The following is a 19,101-nucleotide window of genomic DNA, read 5'->3' as shown; positions in this document are numbered from 1 at the left end:
TCTAGCCTTCGCAGCAGTGCTTCGCGGTGCTCGCCGGCAGGTCGAGCGCGGGATTGCGGTCGAAGAACCCGACGGGCTTGAGCTTGAACCCGGCGTAGTCGACGGGCATGACCGGCCAGTCCTCGGGCCGGGGGAAGTGCGTCAGCCCGAACGTGTGCCACAGCACCAGGTCTTCGCCGTCGATGTCCCGGTTGCCCGCCACGAACGAGGGCAGACCGGCCTGGCCCGGGTGCTGGTTGACGAAGTCGCCTGCGGGATAGCGCTCGGACTCGTCGTACTGCGTGACCCACAGGTGTTTGGTCGCGAACGCGGCGCGGGCGGCGATCGAACTCGACGGGTCTGCCAGGAGCACCGGCTGTCCTTCGGGGTGCAGCGCATACCCGACGTCCTGACCCAGGCGGTTCTGCTTGGTGGGATTGGTGATGTGCCAGACCCTGGCCTTGAGGTTGTCGGCGGTGCGCTGCCCCTCGGATTCGGTGGTCAGCTTGGTCTTCTGGCAGCGGAAGGCATTGCCCCACGGGTTCTCCGGTCCCATCGGGACGGGCACGGCATCCACCTCCTCGACCGTGTTCACGTTACCGTCGACGGCCATGTCGAGTCGAGCGGAGAAGAGGTGCTGGTGGAACGGGGCGCCGAGCCCGGGCGCCATCTGGGTGGAGAATCCCTCCGCGCCGCGGTACGCGGACGTGAAGACGATTCCGGTGGCCTTCGCCTCGAGTTCGATGGTGCCGTCCAGGTAGAGGTACCAGTAGAACCCGTAGTCGTAATTGCCGATGGTGAGGAAGAACGAGATGACGAGGCGGCGCGAGCGGCGGGTCTCGGTCATGCCGTTGAACATGTCGGTGTGCTTCCACAGGACGCCGTAGTCCTCCTCGTGGAGGCAGATCGCGTTCTTCATCACGCGCGGGTCGCCGGTCTCGTCGGCGATGGTGACGTCGAAGTACTGGATCTCACCGAGGCAGTCGCAGCCGAGTTCGAGCGAGTTGGTGTACCGGCCGAACAGGTACTCCCCCTGGTCGAAGTAGTTCTGCCAGTAACGGACCGGGGAGGGGTCGGCGTACGGAACCACCATCTCGGCGATCGACGCGCGGTAGATCACGGGCCGTTCGACTCCCCCGTCGTCGAACGAGAGCTGGTGCAGTGTCAGTCCCTCACGCACATCGAAACCGAAGCGGAATTTCCAGTCGGCCCAGGTGATCTCGTTGCCGTCGACGGAGAAGCTGGCACCCTCGGGCTGGGTGATCTCGATCGGCTTGAGGTCGGTGCGGGTGGGTGTCGCGTGCGGCTCGGCGTTCCATTCGCCACGCTCGGCGGGCACCGGCAGCTCGATCTCGTCGACCACCTTCACGACGCGACGCTCGGTGAGGTCGACGTAGGCAACCACCCCGTCGATGGGGTGCGCCCACGGCAGGTCCGCCTTGTCCTCCTGATGGAAGGCGAGGACGCGGACGATGCGGTGCCCGACCTCGTCCTCGTGGCCGAACACACCGGCCGACAGGGGAACCGCCCGGACCTTCGACGGTTCGATGTCGCGCTTCGCCATCGCCGCGAGCCAGTCGGCGCTGCCGAGCAGGAAGGCTTCGATGTCCTCGAACTCCTCGTCGAGGATCGGGACGTGACCGTCGGTGGCGGAATCGACGGTGGTCGAGCTGATCACACGGTTCTCCGTCACGGACACGACGAGGTCGGTGCCGATGCCGGTGGACCGGTCGAGCAGCAGGATCCGGGCGCGCCGCTCGATCGGGTCGCCGGGGGTGAACGCGAGGACCGTGGACTTGTGCGGCTCGGCGAGCGCGACGAACACGAAGCGCACGTTCTCGCCGATCAGTCCCTCGTCCGTGAGCAGTGCTTTCGCCGAGCGGATCTCATCCGCGGTCAGCGGAGTGAGCGGGTGATCCGGGGCGGCGGACCCCACGGTGGCGCGGGTCTCGGTGGTTGCGGTACTCATCGTGCGATCTCCTTGTCGATGACGGTGTCGTTCGTGTGATGCTGCGGTAGTGCGGTGTCGTGTCGTGCGGCGTGGGGCCGGAGCACTGCGACGGCTGCTCCGCCGGCGAAGGTTCCGACGAGCAGGACCCCGATGACGGCGGCGAGCGTGCTCGATCCGCCGACGAGAAGGGGAAGGTTGGCGACGGTCATGATCAGCAGCCCGGCCAGACCGACGAGTCCGAGCAGCGGTGCGATCACCGTGTTCCACAGCCGCCGGTCCACCCGGGTCCGGCCGAAGTAGACGAGGACGGCCACGGACGTCAGGGTCATCAGGGCGACGATGCCGACCGAGGACACACCGGCGAACCAGGCGAAGACCTCGGTCACCGGGTCGAGTCCGGCGACGGCGGACGCGAGGATCAGCACGAGAGCGGACACCGTCTGCACGACCGACGCGATGTACGGCGACGCATGCTTGTCGTGCGAACGGCCGCAGCCGGCGGGCAGGGCGGCACTGTTCCCGAGGGAGAAGATGTACCGGGAGAGCACGTTGTGGAAGGACAGCAGCGCGGCGAACAGGCTCGTGATCAGGAAGATCTGGACGAGGTCGCCGGCGATCGCACCGACGTAGCGGGTGGCGGTCTCGGTGATCATGCCCTCGGGGTTCTCGGTGGCGATGGCCACCGCGCCCTCGTCGCCCCACGCGCTGACCATCGCCCAGCTCGACAATGCGTAGAAGCCGCCGATGACCAGCAACGCGAGGTAGGTCGCCCGGGGAATGGTGCGGCCCGGATCGCGGGCCTCGTCACGGAAGACGGCGGTGGCCTCGAATCCGATGTACCCGGCGATGGCGAAGATCAGGGCGATGCCGGGTGCCCCGGAGAAGAACTCGCCCGGGTGAAATGCCGCCGTGGAGAATCCCTCGTCACCGCCGCCGCGGAGGATGACGGCGGCGTCGATGACGAGGACGATCCCGACCTCGCAGACAAGCAGGACGCCCAGCACCTTGCCGGACAGGTCGATGTGCCGGTATCCGAGGATCGCGACGACGGCGGTCACGGCCAGGGCCCACACGTACCAGGGAAGTTCGGGACCGCCGTGCGCGGTGACGAAATCGTTGACGGCGGCCCCGATGTATCCGTAGACCGCGCCCTGGACGGCGGTGTACGACAGCAGCGCGAGGAACGCGGAGCCGAGACCGGCATGCCTGCCCAGGCCCTGCGTGATGTAGGTGTAGAACGCGCCGGCGCCGGGGAGGTGCTTGGCCATCGCGGTGAATCCGACGGCGAAGAACAGCAACACCACCGTGCAGACCAGGTACGACGCCGGATAGGCGGCGCCGTTACCCGCCGAGATCCCCAGCGGGACGGTGCCGGCGATTACGGTCAACGGGGCCGCCGCTGCGACGACCATGAACACGATGGCACCGGGACCGAGGGTGCCTGCCAGTCTGCGAGACGCGCCGTCGCTGACTGCACTCGGGTGCGGTGAGGCGTTGGTTGTCATGGCTTCCTTCGACTTTCACGAGGAGAGGGTCTGCGTGGATGCTCCGCGGTGAGCTCCGGAACGAGCATGCGGCTGCGGGTTGTCGGCGCGGTTGCCGAAGCGTCACGGTTCGTCGACGGCAAATGAGAACGCATGCAGGGGTGTTCTCATTCGGCTCCGGTCACGGTCTCTAGAGCGCGATGTTGACGGACTTGCTCTGGGTGTACTCGGCGATGGCGCCCTCACCGAGTTCGCGTCCCCACCCGGACTGCTTGTAGCCGCCGAACGGGAGCGCCGTGTCGAACGCATTGTGGCAGTTCACCCACACGGTGCCCGCCTTGATCTCGGCGGCCACCTCGTGGGCGCGGGACACGTCCCGGGTCCACACGCTGGCGGCGAGGCCGTAGGGGGTGTCGTTGGCGGCTGCGCGGACGCCTTCCTCCCGGTTGAACGGCACCGCGACGGCGACCGGTCCGAAGATCTCCTCCTGGTACACGCTGAAGTCGCGGTTCACGTCGACCAGCAGGGTGGGCTCGACGTAGAAACCGGTGTCGCCGTGCCGCCGCCCGCCGGAGAGGGCGCGGGCGCCGTCGGCGAGTCCGGCGTCGATGTAGCCGGTGACCTTGCCCAATTGCTCCCCGGAGATCAGCGGGCCGATGTCGTTGGTCGGGTCGAGCCCGGGGCCGATCTTCTGCGACTTCGCGAAATCGGCTACCCCGGATGTGAATTCGTCGAAGATCCGATCCTCGACGAGCAGCCGCGTTCCAGCCGTGCAGGCCTGCCCGTGGTTGAACAGGAATCCGCTCGCCACGCCCGGGATCGCGGCCTCGAGGTCCGCATCGGAGAACACGACCTGCGGGCTCTTGCCACCGAGTTCGAGGGACACCTTCTTGAGGTTCCCCGACGCGGCATTGACGATCTTCTTTCCGACCTCGGTGGAGCCGGTGAACGCGACCTTGTCGACGTCGTCGTGACCGGACAGCGCCGCGCCGATGTCGCCGAACCCGGTGAGCACGTTGAACACGCCGTCCGGGACGCCGGCCTCGGCGATCACCTCGGCGAGGAGCAGCGCGGTGAGCGGGGTCTGCTCCGCGGGCTTGAGGATCATGGTGTTCGCGCAGGTCAGCGCGGGCGCCACCTTGAACGCGGCCATCACCAGCGGGAAGTTCCAGGGGATGATCTGCGCGCACACGCCGACCGGTTCGCGGGTGGTGAAGGCGTGGAAGCGGGCGCCGGGCGCCCACGGCACCGACACCGGGATGGTGCGGCCCTCGATCTTGGTTGCCCAGCCGGCGTAGTAGAAGAAGATCTCCGCCGCCCACGTCACGTCGACGGCCTTGGCCACCGCCACCGACTTGCCGTTGTCGATCGACTCGAGCTGCGCGAACTGATCCGCGCGGGCGAGGATTCCCTCGCCGATCTTCCAGAGGATCCGCTGACGTTCCGCAGGGGTGAGCGAGCGCCACGGCCCGGACTCGAACGCCCGCCGGGCCACCGCAACCGCCCGGTCCACGTCTTCGATGCCGGCGTGCGGCACTGTCGTGATCACCTGTCCGGTGGCGGGATCGACCGTCTCGAACGTCCTGCCCGACGCGGAGTCCACCCATCGGCCGTCGACGAACATGCGCTTCGGGGACGAAACGAAGTCGACGACCCGGGGGTCGAGTCCGGCTGGGGTGTGAACGACTGCAGTCATCATGTCCTCTTCGATGGAGTGAATGAATCTGTGAATGAATCCGGCTTCTGCAGAACACTTTTGGCGGGAGTTTTCGCCTCGTCGTGCTGCGGCCTGAATCCACGATAAACCCGGGATGTGTCGCCGGTCACTACTAAATCCGGATGGGAATCAGCGACTGCGGCATTCTCATTCGACTTTTCCGGCCGCGGCGGTGGCGATTCTCATTCCGGCTTTTCGGGTCGGTGCAGCTGATCCACCATGTGCGGCGTCGCAGGCCCCGGAATCGGGAACGAATTCCCCGGCCATTCTCATTCGAGGTGACCGAAAATTAATTCCGATCGGCGCATCACGCTCGACTCCTGCGCTAGCGTGCAACTCATGCAGCCCGGCGTCGATCACGCGCGGGCAGGCGAGAAAGTGTGGAGAGCAGGTGCGTGGTGTCCGGTACACCCAGAATCAGAAGTAGATCACCGGTCGCCGGTCTCGAGCGCGCGCGCCTGAGTTTCGTCCAGGTGCTCGGGCAGTCCGTGTCCGCGGTCGCACCGTCGGCCGTGATGGTCACGCTGCCCGCTCTCGTCATCCCCGACGCCGGCCGGGCGACCATCGCGGTGTTCGTCGCCGCGGCGATTCTGATGACGGCGGTCGGCTACTGCGTCGGACAGTTCGCGACTCGGATGGTGGCCGTCAGCGGTCTCTACAGCTACATCGTGAAGGGGCTCGGGGCGGTGCCCGGTTTCGGCGGCGGCTGGTCGCTGCTCGTCGGCTACGCGGCCGCCGCCATGGCGAGCACGCTCGGCGCCGCGAGTTACCTCGCGGCGCTGCTCGGCCGAGTGGGGCTTCCGACGGGGTCGACGCTCATCGCGGCCCTCGCGGCGATCGTCGGACTGCTCGCCCTGATGCTGATGATCCGGGGGGTGAAGTTGTCGGCGCGGATCATGCTCGCCATCGAGGTCTTCGCCATCGTCGCCGCCTCCGCCGCGCTCGTGGTCGCGTTCGTCCAATCCGTCCGGGAGGGCGCGACCCCGTCCGCGGGCGGCGCGAAATCGGGGTCCGCGGTCGGGTTCGCCGTACTGCTCGCGATTACGTCGTTCGTCGGATTCGAGAGCGCGGGCACGGTGGCGCGCGAAGCCCGCAACCCGTTCGTCACCGTTCCGCGCGCCATCCGGTGGACCCCGATCGCCCTGGGCGTCCTGTACGTGTTCGCGGCCGCCCTGCAATTGCCGGAGCCGGTGCGGCAGGGAGTCGACTCACTGCCGATCGTCCTCACGTTGCCCGACCCGTCCGGCGCCGGTTCGTCGGCGCTGTCGATCGTCATGGAACTCGGCATCACCGCCTCCTGGTTCGCCTGCGTCCTCGGTTCGACAACCGCACTGTCGCGAACGCTGTTCGCGATGGGCCGCGAAGGGGTGGTTCCGATCGTGTTCGGCCGGACGCACGACCGGTTCCACACCCCCCACGTGGCGCTGGCGGTCGCGATGCCGGTGATCGTCGCCGTCCCCGTCCTCTACCTGTTCGTCAGCGGTTCGAGCCGCGACGTCCTGATCGGGCTGCTCGCCGTGTCCGCCCACGGCTACGTCCTCGCGTACGTCCTGCTGTGCGTCGCGACGCCGGCGTTCCTGCGGCGGATCGGCGAACTGACCCGGCTCCCGCTGGTCATCGGCGCGCTGGCGGCGACGGCGATGGTCGCACTGGTCGGGTGGGCGGCGTTCTCGCGGACGTATGTCGCGGGCGCGGCGACCGCGGTCTACGTGCTTCTGATGCTCCTCGGCGCCGCGGTGTTCGCGATCCGCGCCAGGCGATCCCCCGGAATCGGAGAACGGATGGGTGTGTACGACGAGGCCGTGGCCGACGACCTGCTGGGCCGCTACCGCCCGTGGGAGGTCCGCCGGTGAACGCCGACGACAGGGCCCTGTCGGGGCGGCAGCCGAAGGCCGTCACCAGCGCGCTGCGGGTGCTCGAGGAAGTGGCCCGCGCCGGTTCGGGTGTCACGGCGAAGGACATCGCGGCCCGCCTGTCGATGCCGTCGGCGACCACGTACCGGCTGCTCAACATCCTCGTCGGCGAAGGCTATGTAGTGCGGCTCCCCGACCTGTCGGGGTTCGCCCTGGGCCAGAAGATCGGGGTCCTCGTCGACGCCGCCGTGGTGCCCACCGTGTGTGCGGCGGCGCGGGAGGTCCTCGCCGAGCTTCGACTGTCGGTGCGGTTCGGGGTCCACCTCTTCTACTACACCAACGTCGCCGTCCGCACCGCCGACTCCGACCCCGAATACCCGCCGCCAGAGGACGAGTCGTTCCTCAACCAGCACCTCTACGCGTGTGCGGTCGGCAAGCTTCTCCTCGCGGAGAAGGCGGAACTCGAATCCGTGATTCCCCGCTGGGAGCCGCGGGCGCTGACGGCCCGCACGATCGTCGCGCGGAGTGAACTGCTCGCGAATCTGGACCTGATCCGAAGCCAGGGGTTCGCCACCCAACTCGCGGAGTTGCGAGACGCATCGGCGTGCGTCGCCGTCCCCGTCCGGTCCGGAACGGGGGCACTCGTCGGCAGTCTGGCACTGTCGGGGCACGTCGATCACGAACACCTCATGCTGCGGCATGTCCCGTCACTGCGGGAGCACGCGGAACGGCTCGCCCCGCTGATGGCCTGACGTCACGTCGTCTGCGACTGCCGGGCGAGGCGACGGTCGTAGTCGGCCCGTCCGACGGGGTCGACGGCGGTGAGCGCGCGCCGGTCGTCGACGAGTCGGCGACCGAGGTCGAGGAGGCTCTCCGGGACCACGGCGTCGATCAGATCCCACCCGGCGAGGTAGCGGGGCACCGCCGTTTCGGCGCGACGATGGTCGAGTGTCCGAACGATGGCGTCCGCCACGTCCTCGGGGTCGACGGTCGGCATCCCACCGCCCAGCGGCACCCCCGACGACAGCCCGGTGCGGACCGCGCTGGGAAGAATCGTGCTCACGCTGACACCGGCCGGAGCGAACTCGGCCCGGACGGCGGCGGACAGTCCGACCGCCCCGAACTTGCTGGCGTTGTAGACGGCCATCCCGGGCACGGGCAGTTTGCCGGCCATCGATGCGACGTTCACGATGTGGCCACGCCCGCGCTCGACCATCCCGGGCAACACCGTTCGCATGCCGTGCAGCGGTCCCCACACGTTGACGTTCATCGTCATCCGGCTGGTCTCGTCGGATTCCTCGAGGAACCCACCGAGCGGCATGACGCCGGCGTTGTTGACCAGCACGTCGATGCGACCGCAGTCCGCCAGCACGTCGTCGGCGAACCGCCGCCACGACTCCACGGAAGCGACGTCCACCGTGTACGCGCGGGCGCCGAACGCCGAAGCCGCCTCGTCGGCGACCGCACGATCGAGGTCACCGATGCACACGGTCGCGCCCCTGGCCGCGAACAGTTCCGCAGTGGCGCGGCCGATGCCCCGCCCTCCCCCGGTCACGACGATGACCGCGCCGTCCGGGTCGATCTCGGGGTAATTCCGTCCGCTGAAGATTCCCATGGTTTCGGAGACTAGCAGTATCTGAGTTACGTCGGTAGCCCGAATTTCTCCGAGTCCGTCGAAGTCAGGCGATATCCGGCGGGCGGAAATAAGATGAGTGATGACGAAAAACCCGCCGGGCCCGCACGATCCGGTCGTCCTCGAAGCGGTCCCGTGAAGCCGGGCCTGTCCCCCGCCCTCGTCGCGTGCACGGTGGCGCTCGCGCTCCCGTGGTCGCATCCGGCCGTGGCCGACGCCGCGCCGGACCCCGCCGTCCGGTACGTCGCGTTGGGGGATTCGCGAGCCACCGGGTCGCCTCAGGATCTGCTGTCGATTCGGGACGGGTGCTTCCGCACGTCCGACGCGTACCCGCAGATCGTCGCCGACACCCTGAGCGCGGAATCCTATGTCAGCCGGGCGTGCGCAGGCGCGAAGACCGAGAACATCACGACAACACCGCAATTCACAGTGACCGGCCCGCAGCCACCGCAGATCGGGGCGCTCCGGCCGGACACGACGCTCGTCACCGTCAGCATCGGCGGAAACGACATCGCGTGGTCGTCGCTGGTCGAGCCCTGCTACACGCCCGCCCCGGGATTCGACGCGAAATGTCGCTCCGACGCCACCACGGCCCGGCGCATGACCGACGCCCTCGCCGCGCTCGGCCCGAAGGTGTCCGCGACCCTGGCTGCCATCGCCGCGAAGTCCCCCGCAGCAACTGTGCTCCTGGTGGGGCACGGCGGCATCTTCGGCGACCGCGGCTGCTGGCCCTACGTCCCCACGAGCGACGCCGACGCCGCCTTCGTCGTGCAGTTCTTCGTGCGAATGAACGCCGTTCTCGCCGACGCGGCACGCGCGAACGGCGCCCGGTTCGTCGACGTGGCCGCCGCCGCGGTGGGGCACGACGCGTGTGCCGGACCCGTTCGACGCTGGTTCGAGGGCCTCGTCCCCCGGTCGTTCACGATGCCCCTGCACCCCACCCACGAAGGACACAGAGCGATGGCCTCGCTCGTCGTCGCGCCCCTTCCCTGACCCGCGGGCGGCGGCGCGCAGGCACGGCTGGACGCCCGACCTAGTGGCACACCCGGGCGCCATCCGGTATACCCTTCAAACGGGTCGTACGGTTTGTTATCCGGCAACGGCCGTAACCGATACCGACACTCACATATAGAAAAACGACATCTGTTTCCCGACACGTGGATCGTCCACAGGCCTGGAACGGAAGGACCGCAGTGCTGTTGGCAGAAACGTCAGAAATACGGGCCCCCGCGGCCGCACCCCACCACGAGGAGTGGCGAGAGGTGGCCGCATGCCGCGGAGTCGCATCATCGGTGTTCTTCTCCCCCGATGGCGAACGCGGTCGCGCCCGGGCCCGCCGCGAGGCGAACGCCCGGCAGATCTGCGAAGACTGCCCGGTCGTCGCCCAGTGCCGCGACCACGCCCTCACAGCGGACGAACCGTACGGAATCTGGGGAGGCATGACCGAGGCCGACCGCCGACGCCACGCCCGGCGAACCCGGACCGGCGAGCGCCGCTGACCTGGTCAGCCGCGTTTCAGGCACGGCTCTTCATCACATTGTATGAACCGGCACCCCCATCGTTGTCGTGATGGCGCATGGTGGGCGCGCAACCACGCGAGCAGGGTGACTCCCATCACAAGCGTGGTCCCGCCCCTGCGAACGTCGACGGATGCGGACACCTGATGAAGGGAATGCCATGGGTACGGTTCCGGACGGAGCGCATCAGCTCAAACCCGGCCTCAAGCAGCGGCACCTCACGATGCTGTCGCTCGGCGGCGTCATCGGTGCGGGGTTGTTCGTCGGCTCGAGTGCGATCATCAACCAGGCCGGTCCGCTTGCGTTCATCACGTATGGCATCACGGGACTGATCGTGTTGCTGGTCATGCGCATGCTCGGGGAAATGGCTTCTGCCAAACCCTGTTCCGGATCGTTCACCGATTATGCGCGGATGGCGTGGGGTGAGTGGGCAGGATTCTCGACGGGGTGGCTCTATTGGTATTTCTGGGTCATCGTCGTCGGATTCGAGGCCGTCGTCGGCGGTCAGATGATCAACAAATGGATCCCGTCGATACCGGTATGGGTGATTGCGCTCGTACTGATGATGGTCATGACCGCCGTCAATCTCCTGTCGGTGGGCGCTTTCGGTGAGGCGGAATACTGGTTCGCCAGCATCAAAGTCGTCGCCATCGTCGCCTTCATCACCGTCGCCGCCCTCTTCGTTTTCGGGCTCTGGCCCGGCGCAAGCGTCGACTTCGGCAACCTCACCGATCACGGTGGATTGCTGCCGAACGGGTTGGCCACCCTGTTCGTCGGCGTGGTGGTGGTCATCTTCTCCATGACCGGCGTCGAGGTCGTCACGATCGCGGCCGCCGAATCGGCGGAGCCGGCGAAATCGATCCGCAAGGCCGTCAATTCGGTGGTGTTCCGCATCCTCGCCTTCTTCGTCATCTCGACATTCCTGATCGCCGTGATCGTGCCGTGGGACTCGGTGGTTCCGGGGGAATCGCCGTTCGTCGCCGCCCTGGACCGGATCGGCATTCCGGGTACGGCGGACCTGCTCAACCTCGTCATCCTGGTCGCGGTGCTCTCCGTCTTGAACTCCGGTCTCTACACGTCCTCGCGGCTGCTGTTCGTCATGGGCGGACGCGGCGACGCTCCGGCATGGATGACCTCGACCAACAAGCGGGGTGTCCCGGTGAAGGGAATCCTCTCGTGCACGGTGGTCGGCTACGGATGTGTGGTGCTCGCGGCCCTGTTCCCGGACACGGTGTTCCTGTTCCTGATCAACGCCTCCGGTGCGGTGTTCCTGTTCGTGTACTTCATGATCTGCATCTCCGAATTGCGGTTGCGCAGGCGGTGGGAGAAGGAAGACCCGAGCCTGCTCCAGTTCCGGATGTGGCTGTACCCGGGCCTGCCGATCCTGGTCACGACAGCGATCGTCGCGGTGCTGATCAGCATGGGATTCCGGGAAGCCAACCGGATCGAGCTGATGCAGGGAGTCGCAGTCTGGGTGGTGCTGACGATCGTCTACGTCCTGAGGAAGCGACTGGGTGGGCGCGGTTCCGGAGGATCTTCTTCGCTGGACTCCCCGGGCGCCGACAACGAGCGACCCGCGACTCCCCAACCGACCTCGTAAAACGCGGGAATACCCGTCACAGTGCTGCTGCCACCCCAGGGTGGTAGCAGCACTTCGCGTTCCGGGAAGGCCTGCCGGCTCACTCGATCAGTTCGTCCAGTGTCAGTTTGGTTCGGTCGGCGCCGGACAGCGCGAGCCAGAACATCGCCGACCCTTCCGTGGAGGTGGGTTTCAGGCCGGTGAGCTGTTCGACGCGGCGCAGCCGGTACACGAGGGTCTGCCTGTGGATCTTCAGTTCGTCGGCACTCTTCTGCCAGGCGCCGTCGTTGCGGAGGAACACCCGGACCGAGCTGACGAGGTCGCCCTCGCTGGTTCTGTCGTGGAGGATCAGCGGGCCGAGGATGTCGCGCACCAGTCGGCGAGTGTCTTCCACACTGCGTGGCAAGAAACCGATCTCGTCGTCGTCTTCGCCGTAGACGTTGACGGTCAGCCCCTGTTCGTGAGCACGGGCCACAGCGAGTTGGGCTTGCCGGGCGGCTTCGGCGACGTCGGAGTTGGCGGTGAGGGTGGTGCTGACCCCGACGGCACATCCGCGCCCCAGCTTCGAACCGATCGTCGACAGCAGATCCAGGTCTCGTGGTACCAGCCCGATCAGCATCGCCGTGCGGGGCAGCAGCAACGGCGCGTACTCGTGAAGGCACACCTGCCGATGAATCGTCTCGTGGTGCAAGGCATCTCCGTCGGGGGTACTCCAGCATGCGACGACGACGGCATTCGTCATTCCACGGTGACGTAGTTCCGGCCAGACTGCGGCGGCGGTGATGGTGTCGTCCAGCAGGCCCAGCAGCAGGTCCTGTCCGGAGGCGCGGAGCCGGTCACGTTGCGCGGCATCGTGTTCGAGTTCCAGGGCGATCAGCCCACCGAGGTGTTGGAGCAACGGCCGGTCGTTGACGGGCAGCCGGCCGGCGCCGGCCGACAGCACCACCGCCCCTGCGCCCGGGATGGGAATTTCCACGCGGCCGGCCGGTTCGTCCGGCCGGTTGTCACGCTGGTGCAGCGCGAGTCGGCCGCTGACCACGACTTCACCGGCGTCGTGGTCCCGGACCTCGAGCGCCCACCCGGTGGTGCCCTCGAGCGCGGAGATCCGGTCGGCGAACGTGCCCCTGGCGTGCAGCGCCTGCCAGTACACGTCGTAGAGGCGTGTGATCGTCGTCAAGCGTTGGCGTTCGGATTCGACGGCACTTTCGATGACGGTCCGTGCCAACGTGACGAACTGCAAGTCGAAGCTCGCGGACAGCACGGGAAAGCCGCGTCGGTCGGCCACCGTGAGCAGTTCGGCGGTCACATCCGGGGTGCCGGGGCCGCGCGCGATCACCAGGGCGCTGACCTGGCTGTCGATCAGGTGCGCCATCCACTCGGACTGCTCCGCGGGGCCGTCGGGAAGCCCGCCGCCGGTCGTCATGACCAGGTCACCGCTTTCGAACCACAGCCACGGATCGGGAAGGTCACACGCGTGCGCCCAGGTCACCAGTCTCGCGCCACCGCTCTCGCCGGCGAGATACCGCAATCCGAGCGACGGGATCGCGGTCAGTTGATCGACGGAGATCACCGGTCCTCACCTCCTCATACAAACGTACAGCCGGCGGTCGGATGTCTGTGAATCCGGAGTATGTCGGGGCTCACATGCTGACACGACACTGGACACCGACGCACGAAACGAATGACGGCTGGAGGCTCTAGATGGTAGTCAGCAATGCCCGCGCTGGTGGGCGCGACGTGTCAGGTGCCGCACACGGTACACCCCTGTGGCGCGAGGATCGAGAGTTCGCTCCCCGACGGCCCGCGTTGCCCGGGAACGTCACCGCCGATGTCGCCATCGTCGGTGCCGGGTTCACCGGGTTGTGGGCGGCCTACTACCTGCTGCAGGCGGATCCGTCGCTGAAAGTCGTTCTTCTCGAACGCGAATTCGCCGGGTTCGGGGCGTCCGGGCGCAACGGCGGGTGGGCGTCGTCGATCTTCCCGGTCTCCCTCGCCCGCGTCGAACAGCTGTATTCGCACCGCGCCGCCCTGGATCTGCAGGCCGCGATGAACGATACGGTCTCCGAGATCGGCCGGGTCGTCGGCGACGAGGGCATCGACTGCGAATACGCCCGCGACGGGTTCGTCTCCCTCGCGCGGAGCGAGGCGCAGTGGGCGCGGGCGAAGGCGACCGTGGCCGGTGCCGAGAAGTTCGGCACCCGCGGCCAGTGGCAACTGCTCGATTCCGCTGCGGCGCAGGAGAAAATCAACGCCACCGACGTCCTCGGCGGCATCTACACCGAGCACTGTGCACTGCTGCACCCGGACAAACTCGTGCGTGGGCTCGCCGGCTGGGTCGAGGAACACGGCGCAGTCATCTACGAGGACACCGCGGTCGACGAGATCGGCAAGGGCATCGTCTGGACCGAACACGGCTCGGTCACCGCCTCCGTCGTCATCCGCGCGACCGAGGCATTCACCCCCGAATTTCCGGCGTACCGGCGCAACGTCGCACCGCTCTACTCACTGGTCGTCGCCACCGCGCCCCTGCCCCAGGGGCTTCGCGAGGACCTGGGTCTCGACGGACGCACCGCGTTCAACGACATGCGGAACCTTCGAATCTACGCGCACCCGACCAGCGACGGCCGCTTGCTGTTCGGTGGCCGCGGCGCGCCGTATCACTTCGGGTCCAAGGTCGATTCGTCCTTCGACGTGGACGAGAAGATTCACGACAAGATCATCGACACGATGCACGAGTTCTTCCCGGCCCTGGCGGACGTGCCGGTCACGCACCGGTGGGGCGGCCCGCTCGGTGTTCCCCGCGACTGGTTCCCGTCGGTCGGCTACGACCAGAACAACAAGACGGCCTGGGCCGGACCGTACGTCGGTGACGGTGTCGCGACCAGCAACCTCGCCGGCCGCATCCTGCGCAACCTCATCCTCGACAAGCGAGACGACCTGAATTCGCTCCCCGTGGTCAACCACCGCTCGCCGAAGTGGGAGGTCGAACCGTTCCGGTGGTTCGGAGTGAACGCGGGCCTCCGCGCCGCCGCGACCGCCGACCTCGAGGAGCGGGTGACCGGAAAACCGTCGACAGTCTCCGCGCTGCTCGAAAAGCTGACCGGCGCCCACTGACCGTCAACCACACACCGTTCGGGAGAAACACCATGGCACCACTGATCCACCTGCCCGCCAGCACAGTTCAGGGCGAGCTGACCCCCGCAGGGCAGCGGCCCGGAGCAGACAGCGGCGACCCGCAACTCGGCACGCTGCCCCTCGACGGCGGCACCGACGCCCAGATCGGGATCTGGGAATGCCGGCCGGGTGGTTGGCCGGTAGTCGACCGGCCGAACACCGAGACCTGCTACATCATTTCGGGCAAGGCGACGCTGATCGACGACGAAACCGGTACCGCGGTGGAAGTCTCGGCGGGCGACTTCCTCGTCCTGCCTCCGGGGTGGTCCGGGCGCTGGGATGTCACCGACACCGTGCGCAAGGCATACGCGATCTTCTGATCCGGTCTCCCACCGACCTCCTCGAAAGGACACCCATGACCACCACGATTCCCCATTGGTTCGACAACAAGCCGTTCAGCGGAACGAGCGGCAACACCGCACCCGTGACGAACCCGGCGTCCGGCGCCGTGAAGGGCGAGGTCGCCCTGGCCAGCGTCGAGGACGCCCGCGCCGTCATCGACGCCGCAGCCGCCGCCTTCCCCGCCTGGCGCGATACCTCCCTGGCCAAGCGGACGCAGATCATCTTCAAGTTCCGCGAACTACTCAACGAGCGCAAGGGTGAACTCGCCGAGATCATCACCTCCGAACACGGCAAGGTCGTCTCCGACGCCCTCGGCGAAGTCTCCCGCGGCCAGGAGGTCGTCGAATTCGCCTGCGGCATCGCCCACCTGCTCAAGGGCGGCATGACCGAAAACGCCTCCACCAACGTCGACGTCTCCTCCCTCCGCCAACCCGTCGGCCCCGTCGGCATCATCTCCCCCTTCAACTTCCCCGCCATGGTCCCGATGTGGTTCTTCCCCATCGCCATCGCCGCCGGTAACACGGTGGTGTTGAAGCCGTCGGAGAAGGACCCCACCGCCGCCATCTGGATGGCCGAACTGTGGGCCGAAGCCGGACTGCCCGCCGGGGTCTTCAACGTGCTGCAGGGCGACAAGACCTCCGTCGACGAACTCCTCACCAACCCGGCTGTCAAGGCGATCAGCTTCGTCGGATCCACCCCCATCGCCCAGTACGTCTACGCCACCGGCACCGCCCACGGCAAACGTGTCCAAGCATTGGGTGGGGCGAAGAACCACGCCATCGTCCTGCCCGACGCCGACCTCGACCTCGCCGCCGACGCCATGGTCAACGCCGGCTTCGGATCCGCCGGCGAACGCTGCATGGCCATCTCCGCCCTCGTCGCCGTCGGCGACATCGCCGACGAACTCGTCGCGAAAATCAAAGACCGCACCGACACATTGAAGATCGGTGACGGCACCCGCGATTCCGACATGGGACCGCTGGTGACGAAGGTGCACCGCGACAAGGTCGCCTCCTACATCGACGCCGGCGAAAACGACGGGGCCACCATCGTCGTCGACGGCCGGCAGGTGCAGGCCGACGGCGGTGCGGACGGATTCTGGCTCGGCCCCACCCTCATCGACCACGTCACCACCGACATGTCCGTGTACACCGACGAAATCTTCGGACCCGTCCTCTCCGTGATTCGCGTCGAGAGCTACGACGAGGCGCTGGAACTCATCAACTCCGGCCCGTTCGGCAACGGCACCGCCATCTTCACCAACGACGGCGGCGCCGCCCGCCGATTCCAGAACGAGGTCGAGGTCGGCATGGTCGGCATCAATGTGCCGATTCCGGTCCCGATGGCCTACTACTCCTTCGGTGGCTGGAAGAACTCGCTGTTCGGCGACACCCACGCCCACGGCGCCGAAGGCGTCCACTTCTTCACCCGCGGCAAGGTCGTCACCACCCGCTGGCTCGACCCCAGCCACGGCGGCCTCAACCTCGGCTTCCCCCAGAACAACTAAACCCCCACCACATCACCTGTGCGGGGTGCGGATCTCGGACCGCACCCCGCACAGGCCCCCACTCACCACTCCCCCACACTCGAGGAACACGTCATGCCTCTCGTCCACATCCACGTCATCGAAAACAGGCGCACACCCGAGCAACTTCGCCACGTTGCGGACGTCGTGCAGAACGTGATGCTCGAACACTTCGCCGCACCCGATCGAGACCGCTACCAACTCATAACCGAACACAAGCCGGGCCAGATCATCGCCGAGGACACCGGACTGGGGTTCGAACGCACCGACGACATCGTCGTCGTGCAGATCGCTCAACAGGGCAGAAGCGTGGACCAGAAGACGGCGATGTACCGGGCACTGGCCGACCGACTTCACATCGAGACCAGTCTCGCACCAACCGATGTGATCGTCTCGGTCGTCGAGAACACGCGCGATGACTGGTCTTTCGGCAACGGTATCGCCCAATTCGTAGAAGGCCACCTCTGACCACACACACTGCAGTCGCTGAGCGGCACGCCAGGAGAACGGACATCGACATGATCGGCTGGACACCCCCGCCGCCCGCTCGATCGATCCTTCGACACCGGCGAGCCTCCGCCATCAGTGCATGCGACGCCTGGCAGCGTCCGCTAGTTGACCCGACGCCGACGAGCTAAAACATGCCGTGGCCCCCGAAACCACCGAAGTGTCCGAAACCACCGAAGCCACCGAGGAACGGGCCGGCCTCCGGTCGTTGGGACCCGTAGGTTCCGGGCCAGCCCCAGGGGAAGCCCGACTGCGGCACGTCGGTCACGGGCCCCTCATCTGGCACGACCCGTGCGACGGGCGTAGCAACGCTGTCGGTTACTGTTGCCGCGGAAGCAGTTCCGGCGCCGAGAGCGATCAGGGGTGCGATTGCGGCTGCGGCGACCGCCGCGCGGATTGCGAACTTGTACATTGTTCTCACCTTTCGTTTTCTGGAGCTGTGATCGGGTTGATGATCGAACGACCATTGATGTAAATTTTCGTCCGAACACGGCCCGGAGTCGCCACAGCCAGCGGGTGTTTGCAGGTGCTACCAGCCGTAATCTCGGTCTTCCAGGTAGCTGCAATGCCATTACCGGCCGGCGTGTGCAAGACCGCATTGTGGCGTATCGACGGGGTGCCGATGACGTACTCTCGAAGTCGATCACTTCGACGGTGATCGGGCGCTTTCTCACGGACAACGCGGAAACTCGGGGTCGACGATGGCCGAATTCCATCCTCCGGCGGCGCGGTCCGATCCGGCGACGCCACGGGTGCGGGTGCTGCTGGCCGAGGACGACGTCCTGCTCCGCGAGGGTGTGGCGAGCCTGCTCGCCCGCTCCGGCTTCGATGTTATGGGGCAGGCCGGCGACGCAACCACCCTCCTCGAACTGGTCCGGAAGCAAACGCCCGACCTGGTGGTGGTCGACATCCGGATGCCACCGACCCACACCACCGAAGGCCTCGACGCGGCCCGGGAGATTCGCGAACACTTCCCCGAGGTCGGCATCCTGGTGCTGTCGGCGCACGCCGATGTCGAGCACGCGATGGAACTACTGGCCAGCGGCCGCGGAATCGGCTACCTGCTCAAGAGCCGCATCACCGACGTCGACGATTTCATCGACACCCTGCAGCGCATCGCCGCGGGGGCGTCCGTCGTCGACCCGGCGCTGGTGCAGGAGTTGGTGTCCGCCCGTCGGCGCAACGACCCGCTCGCGGCGCTCAGCGCGCGGGAGCGGGAGGTTCTGGCCCTCATGGCGGAAGGACGTTCCAATGCCGGCATCGCCCGCAGGCTGTGGGTCACCGAAGGAACCGTCGAGAAGCACGTGCGCAGCATCCTGACCAAACTGAACCTCCCGGAGACCGGCGACGATCACCGACGGGTTCTCGCGGTCGTCACCTTTCTCGAGGCTCGCTGACCGGAGCCACGCGGTCCCGTTCAGAGCGGAGCAGATCCCGGATTGCATCGGACGACAGTTCGGTCTTCGACACGAATCCCACCGCAGGGCTCCCGGAGACCAGGTCGGCCAGGTCTTGCTCGGCGTGCGTGGAAATCAGGATCACCGCTGCTGCGAACGACTCGTCGAGTCGCTGCGCGAGGTCGAATCCGCACTCCGCGCCGAGTTCGACGTCGACCAGAATGACGTCGGGCTGCAGTTCCGCGGCCGTCCGCACCGCGTCGGCGGTGTTCGATACTGTGCCGACCACGGGGATGCCCTGCTGCTCGAGGAGTCGCCGAGCAGTGTCCAGAAAACACGGGCTGTCATCGACGATCAGGCACCGTGGACGATCGTGCTGCAACACCATGCCCTCCATCGTCGACCCGATCCTCCCGCCGACGCATTCCCGCTAGCAGGAAAAT

Annotated in this window: 17 protein-coding genes; 10 read left to right on the top strand and 7 right to left on the bottom strand. The window is 67.1% G+C overall.

Annotation, left to right across the window (positions count from 1 at the left end):
• Nucleotide 1 precedes the first annotated feature (1 nt).
• The 3 genes from BLV94_RS33725 to BLV94_RS33715 form a co-directional block, all read right to left on the bottom strand.
• The gene (locus tag BLV94_RS33725; RefSeq protein WP_072937257.1) at nucleotides 2-1,948 is read right to left on the bottom strand and encodes a primary-amine oxidase; all 1,947 of its coding nucleotides are present in this window, start codon (nucleotides 1,946-1,948) and stop codon (nucleotides 2-4) included.
• On the bottom strand, nucleotides 1,945-3,435 hold the full coding sequence (locus tag BLV94_RS33720) for an APC family permease (RefSeq protein ID WP_072937256.1): 1,491 nt from the start codon (nucleotides 3,433-3,435) through the stop codon (nucleotides 1,945-1,947). Before BLV94_RS33720 ends, BLV94_RS33725 begins: the two co-directional genes overlap by 4 nt.
• A 169-nt stretch (nucleotides 3,436-3,604) precedes the next feature.
• On the bottom strand, nucleotides 3,605-5,110 hold the full coding sequence (locus BLV94_RS33715; RefSeq protein WP_072937285.1) for an aldehyde dehydrogenase family protein: 1,506 nt from the start codon (nucleotides 5,108-5,110) through the stop codon (nucleotides 3,605-3,607).
• Nucleotides 5,111-5,529: 419 nt separating this feature from the next.
• Between BLV94_RS33715 and BLV94_RS33710 the strand changes: the two genes are divergently transcribed.
• Nucleotides 5,530-6,984, top strand: a complete 1,455-nt coding sequence (locus BLV94_RS33710; protein WP_174705438.1) for an APC family permease — start codon at nucleotides 5,530-5,532, stop codon at nucleotides 6,982-6,984.
• Nucleotides 6,981-7,736: an IclR family transcriptional regulator gene (locus tag BLV94_RS33705; protein ID WP_072937284.1), complete on the top strand. Its 756-nt coding sequence runs from the start codon at nucleotides 6,981-6,983 to the stop codon at nucleotides 7,734-7,736. The genes BLV94_RS33710 and BLV94_RS33705 overlap by 4 nt, the downstream gene beginning before the upstream one ends.
• A gap of 2 nt (nucleotides 7,737-7,738) precedes the next feature.
• On the opposite strand, the gene BLV94_RS33700 is transcribed toward BLV94_RS33705, so the two are convergent.
• Nucleotides 7,739-8,599 (bottom strand): SDR family oxidoreductase, encoded by an 861-nt coding sequence (locus BLV94_RS33700; protein ID WP_072937254.1) that lies wholly within the window; start codon nucleotides 8,597-8,599, stop codon nucleotides 7,739-7,741.
• 153 nt (nucleotides 8,600-8,752) lie between these two features.
• Here BLV94_RS33700 and BLV94_RS33695 point away from each other — a divergent pair, with 153 nt between their 5' ends.
• From BLV94_RS33695 to BLV94_RS33685, 3 genes are all read left to right on the top strand, one after another.
• Complete coding sequence (locus BLV94_RS33695) at nucleotides 8,753-9,610, top strand: SGNH/GDSL hydrolase family protein (RefSeq protein WP_072937253.1); 858 nt, start codon at nucleotides 8,753-8,755, stop codon at nucleotides 9,608-9,610.
• A gap of 200 nt (nucleotides 9,611-9,810) precedes the next feature.
• Nucleotides 9,811-10,116 carry a WhiB family transcriptional regulator gene (locus BLV94_RS33690; RefSeq protein ID WP_072937252.1) on the top strand — a complete coding sequence of 102 codons (306 nt, stop codon included), beginning with the start codon at nucleotides 9,811-9,813 and terminating at the stop codon, nucleotides 10,114-10,116.
• A gap of 178 nt (nucleotides 10,117-10,294) precedes the next feature.
• Nucleotides 10,295-11,734, top strand: a complete 1,440-nt coding sequence (locus BLV94_RS33685; protein WP_072937251.1) for an amino acid permease — start codon at nucleotides 10,295-10,297, stop codon at nucleotides 11,732-11,734.
• A gap of 79 nt (nucleotides 11,735-11,813) precedes the next feature.
• On the opposite strand, the gene BLV94_RS33680 is transcribed toward BLV94_RS33685, so the two are convergent.
• Nucleotides 11,814-13,283 carry a PucR family transcriptional regulator gene (locus BLV94_RS33680; protein WP_072937250.1) on the bottom strand — a complete coding sequence of 490 codons (1,470 nt, stop codon included), beginning with the start codon at nucleotides 13,281-13,283 and terminating at the stop codon, nucleotides 11,814-11,816.
• Nucleotides 13,284-13,414: 131 nt separating this feature from the next.
• On the opposite strand from BLV94_RS33680, the gene BLV94_RS33675 reads away from it, so the two are divergent.
• The 4 genes from BLV94_RS33675 to BLV94_RS33660 all read left to right on the top strand — a co-directional run bounded on the left by BLV94_RS33675 (nucleotide 13,415) and on the right by BLV94_RS33660 (nucleotide 17,222).
• On the top strand, nucleotides 13,415-14,827 hold the full coding sequence (locus BLV94_RS33675; protein WP_072937249.1) for an NAD(P)/FAD-dependent oxidoreductase: 1,413 nt from the start codon (nucleotides 13,415-13,417) through the stop codon (nucleotides 14,825-14,827).
• A 32-nt stretch (nucleotides 14,828-14,859) separates the two neighbouring features.
• A complete protein-coding gene (locus BLV94_RS33670) occupies nucleotides 14,860-15,207 on the top strand; it encodes a cupin domain-containing protein (RefSeq protein ID WP_072937248.1) in 348 nt (115 codons plus the stop codon).
• Nucleotides 15,208-15,242: 35 nt separating this feature from the next.
• Nucleotides 15,243-16,736: a CoA-acylating methylmalonate-semialdehyde dehydrogenase gene (locus tag BLV94_RS33665; protein WP_072937247.1), complete on the top strand. Its 1,494-nt coding sequence runs from the start codon at nucleotides 15,243-15,245 to the stop codon at nucleotides 16,734-16,736.
• Between the two features lie 93 nt (nucleotides 16,737-16,829).
• The gene (locus BLV94_RS33660; protein WP_072937246.1) at nucleotides 16,830-17,222 is read left to right on the top strand and encodes a tautomerase family protein; all 393 of its coding nucleotides are present in this window, start codon (nucleotides 16,830-16,832) and stop codon (nucleotides 17,220-17,222) included.
• Between the two features lie 166 nt (nucleotides 17,223-17,388).
• On the opposite strand, the gene BLV94_RS33655 is transcribed toward BLV94_RS33660, so the two are convergent.
• Complete coding sequence (locus BLV94_RS33655) at nucleotides 17,389-17,673, bottom strand: hypothetical protein (RefSeq protein ID WP_072937245.1); 285 nt, start codon at nucleotides 17,671-17,673, stop codon at nucleotides 17,389-17,391.
• A 289-nt stretch (nucleotides 17,674-17,962) separates the two neighbouring features.
• Here BLV94_RS33655 and BLV94_RS33650 point away from each other — a divergent pair, with 289 nt between their 5' ends.
• Nucleotides 17,963-18,658: a response regulator gene (locus BLV94_RS33650; RefSeq protein ID WP_072937244.1), complete on the top strand. Its 696-nt coding sequence runs from the start codon at nucleotides 17,963-17,965 to the stop codon at nucleotides 18,656-18,658.
• On the opposite strand, the gene BLV94_RS33645 is transcribed toward BLV94_RS33650, so the two are convergent.
• Entirely contained in the window at nucleotides 18,636-19,055 is a 420-nt protein-coding gene (locus tag BLV94_RS33645) for a LytR/AlgR family response regulator transcription factor (protein ID WP_072937243.1), read from the bottom strand. The two genes, BLV94_RS33650 and BLV94_RS33645, sit on opposite strands and share 23 nt — an antisense overlap.
• Nucleotides 19,056-19,101: the final 46 nt, after the last annotated feature.

Origin of the sequence: Rhodococcus koreensis (assembly GCF_900105905.1) — a bacterium.
GTDB lineage: Bacteria > Actinomycetota > Actinomycetes > Mycobacteriales > Mycobacteriaceae > Rhodococcus_F > Rhodococcus_F koreensis.
This window is presented reverse-complemented; position numbering and strand designations above follow the sequence as displayed.

Excerpts from the sequence above, each read along its gene's own strand:
- BLV94_RS33725 (WP_072937257.1), bottom strand. The coding sequence starts at position 1,948 with ATGAGTACCGCAACCACCGAGACCCGCGCCACCGTGGGGTCCGCCGCC.
- BLV94_RS33720 (WP_072937256.1), bottom strand. The coding sequence starts at position 3,435 with ATGACAACCAACGCCTCACCGCACCCGAGTGCAGTCAGCGACGGCGCG.
- BLV94_RS33715 (WP_072937285.1), bottom strand. The coding sequence starts at position 5,110 with ATGACTGCAGTCGTTCACACCCCAGCCGGACTCGACCCCCGGGTCGTC.
- BLV94_RS33700 (WP_072937254.1), bottom strand. The coding sequence starts at position 8,599 with ATGGGAATCTTCAGCGGACGGAATTACCCCGAGATCGACCCGGACGGC.
- BLV94_RS33685 (WP_072937251.1), top strand. The coding sequence starts at position 10,295 with ATGGGTACGGTTCCGGACGGAGCGCATCAGCTCAAACCCGGCCTCAAG.
- BLV94_RS33675 (WP_072937249.1), top strand. The coding sequence starts at position 13,415 with ATGGTAGTCAGCAATGCCCGCGCTGGTGGGCGCGACGTGTCAGGTGCC.
- BLV94_RS33670 (WP_072937248.1), top strand. The coding sequence starts at position 14,860 with ATGGCACCACTGATCCACCTGCCCGCCAGCACAGTTCAGGGCGAGCTG.
- BLV94_RS33665 (WP_072937247.1), top strand. The coding sequence starts at position 15,243 with ATGACCACCACGATTCCCCATTGGTTCGACAACAAGCCGTTCAGCGGA.
- BLV94_RS33660 (WP_072937246.1), top strand. The coding sequence starts at position 16,830 with ATGCCTCTCGTCCACATCCACGTCATCGAAAACAGGCGCACACCCGAG.
- BLV94_RS33655 (WP_072937245.1), bottom strand. The coding sequence starts at position 17,673 with ATGTACAAGTTCGCAATCCGCGCGGCGGTCGCCGCAGCCGCAATCGCA.
- BLV94_RS33650 (WP_072937244.1), top strand. The coding sequence starts at position 17,963 with ATGGCCGAATTCCATCCTCCGGCGGCGCGGTCCGATCCGGCGACGCCA.
- BLV94_RS33645 (WP_072937243.1), bottom strand. The coding sequence starts at position 19,055 with ATGGAGGGCATGGTGTTGCAGCACGATCGTCCACGGTGCCTGATCGTC.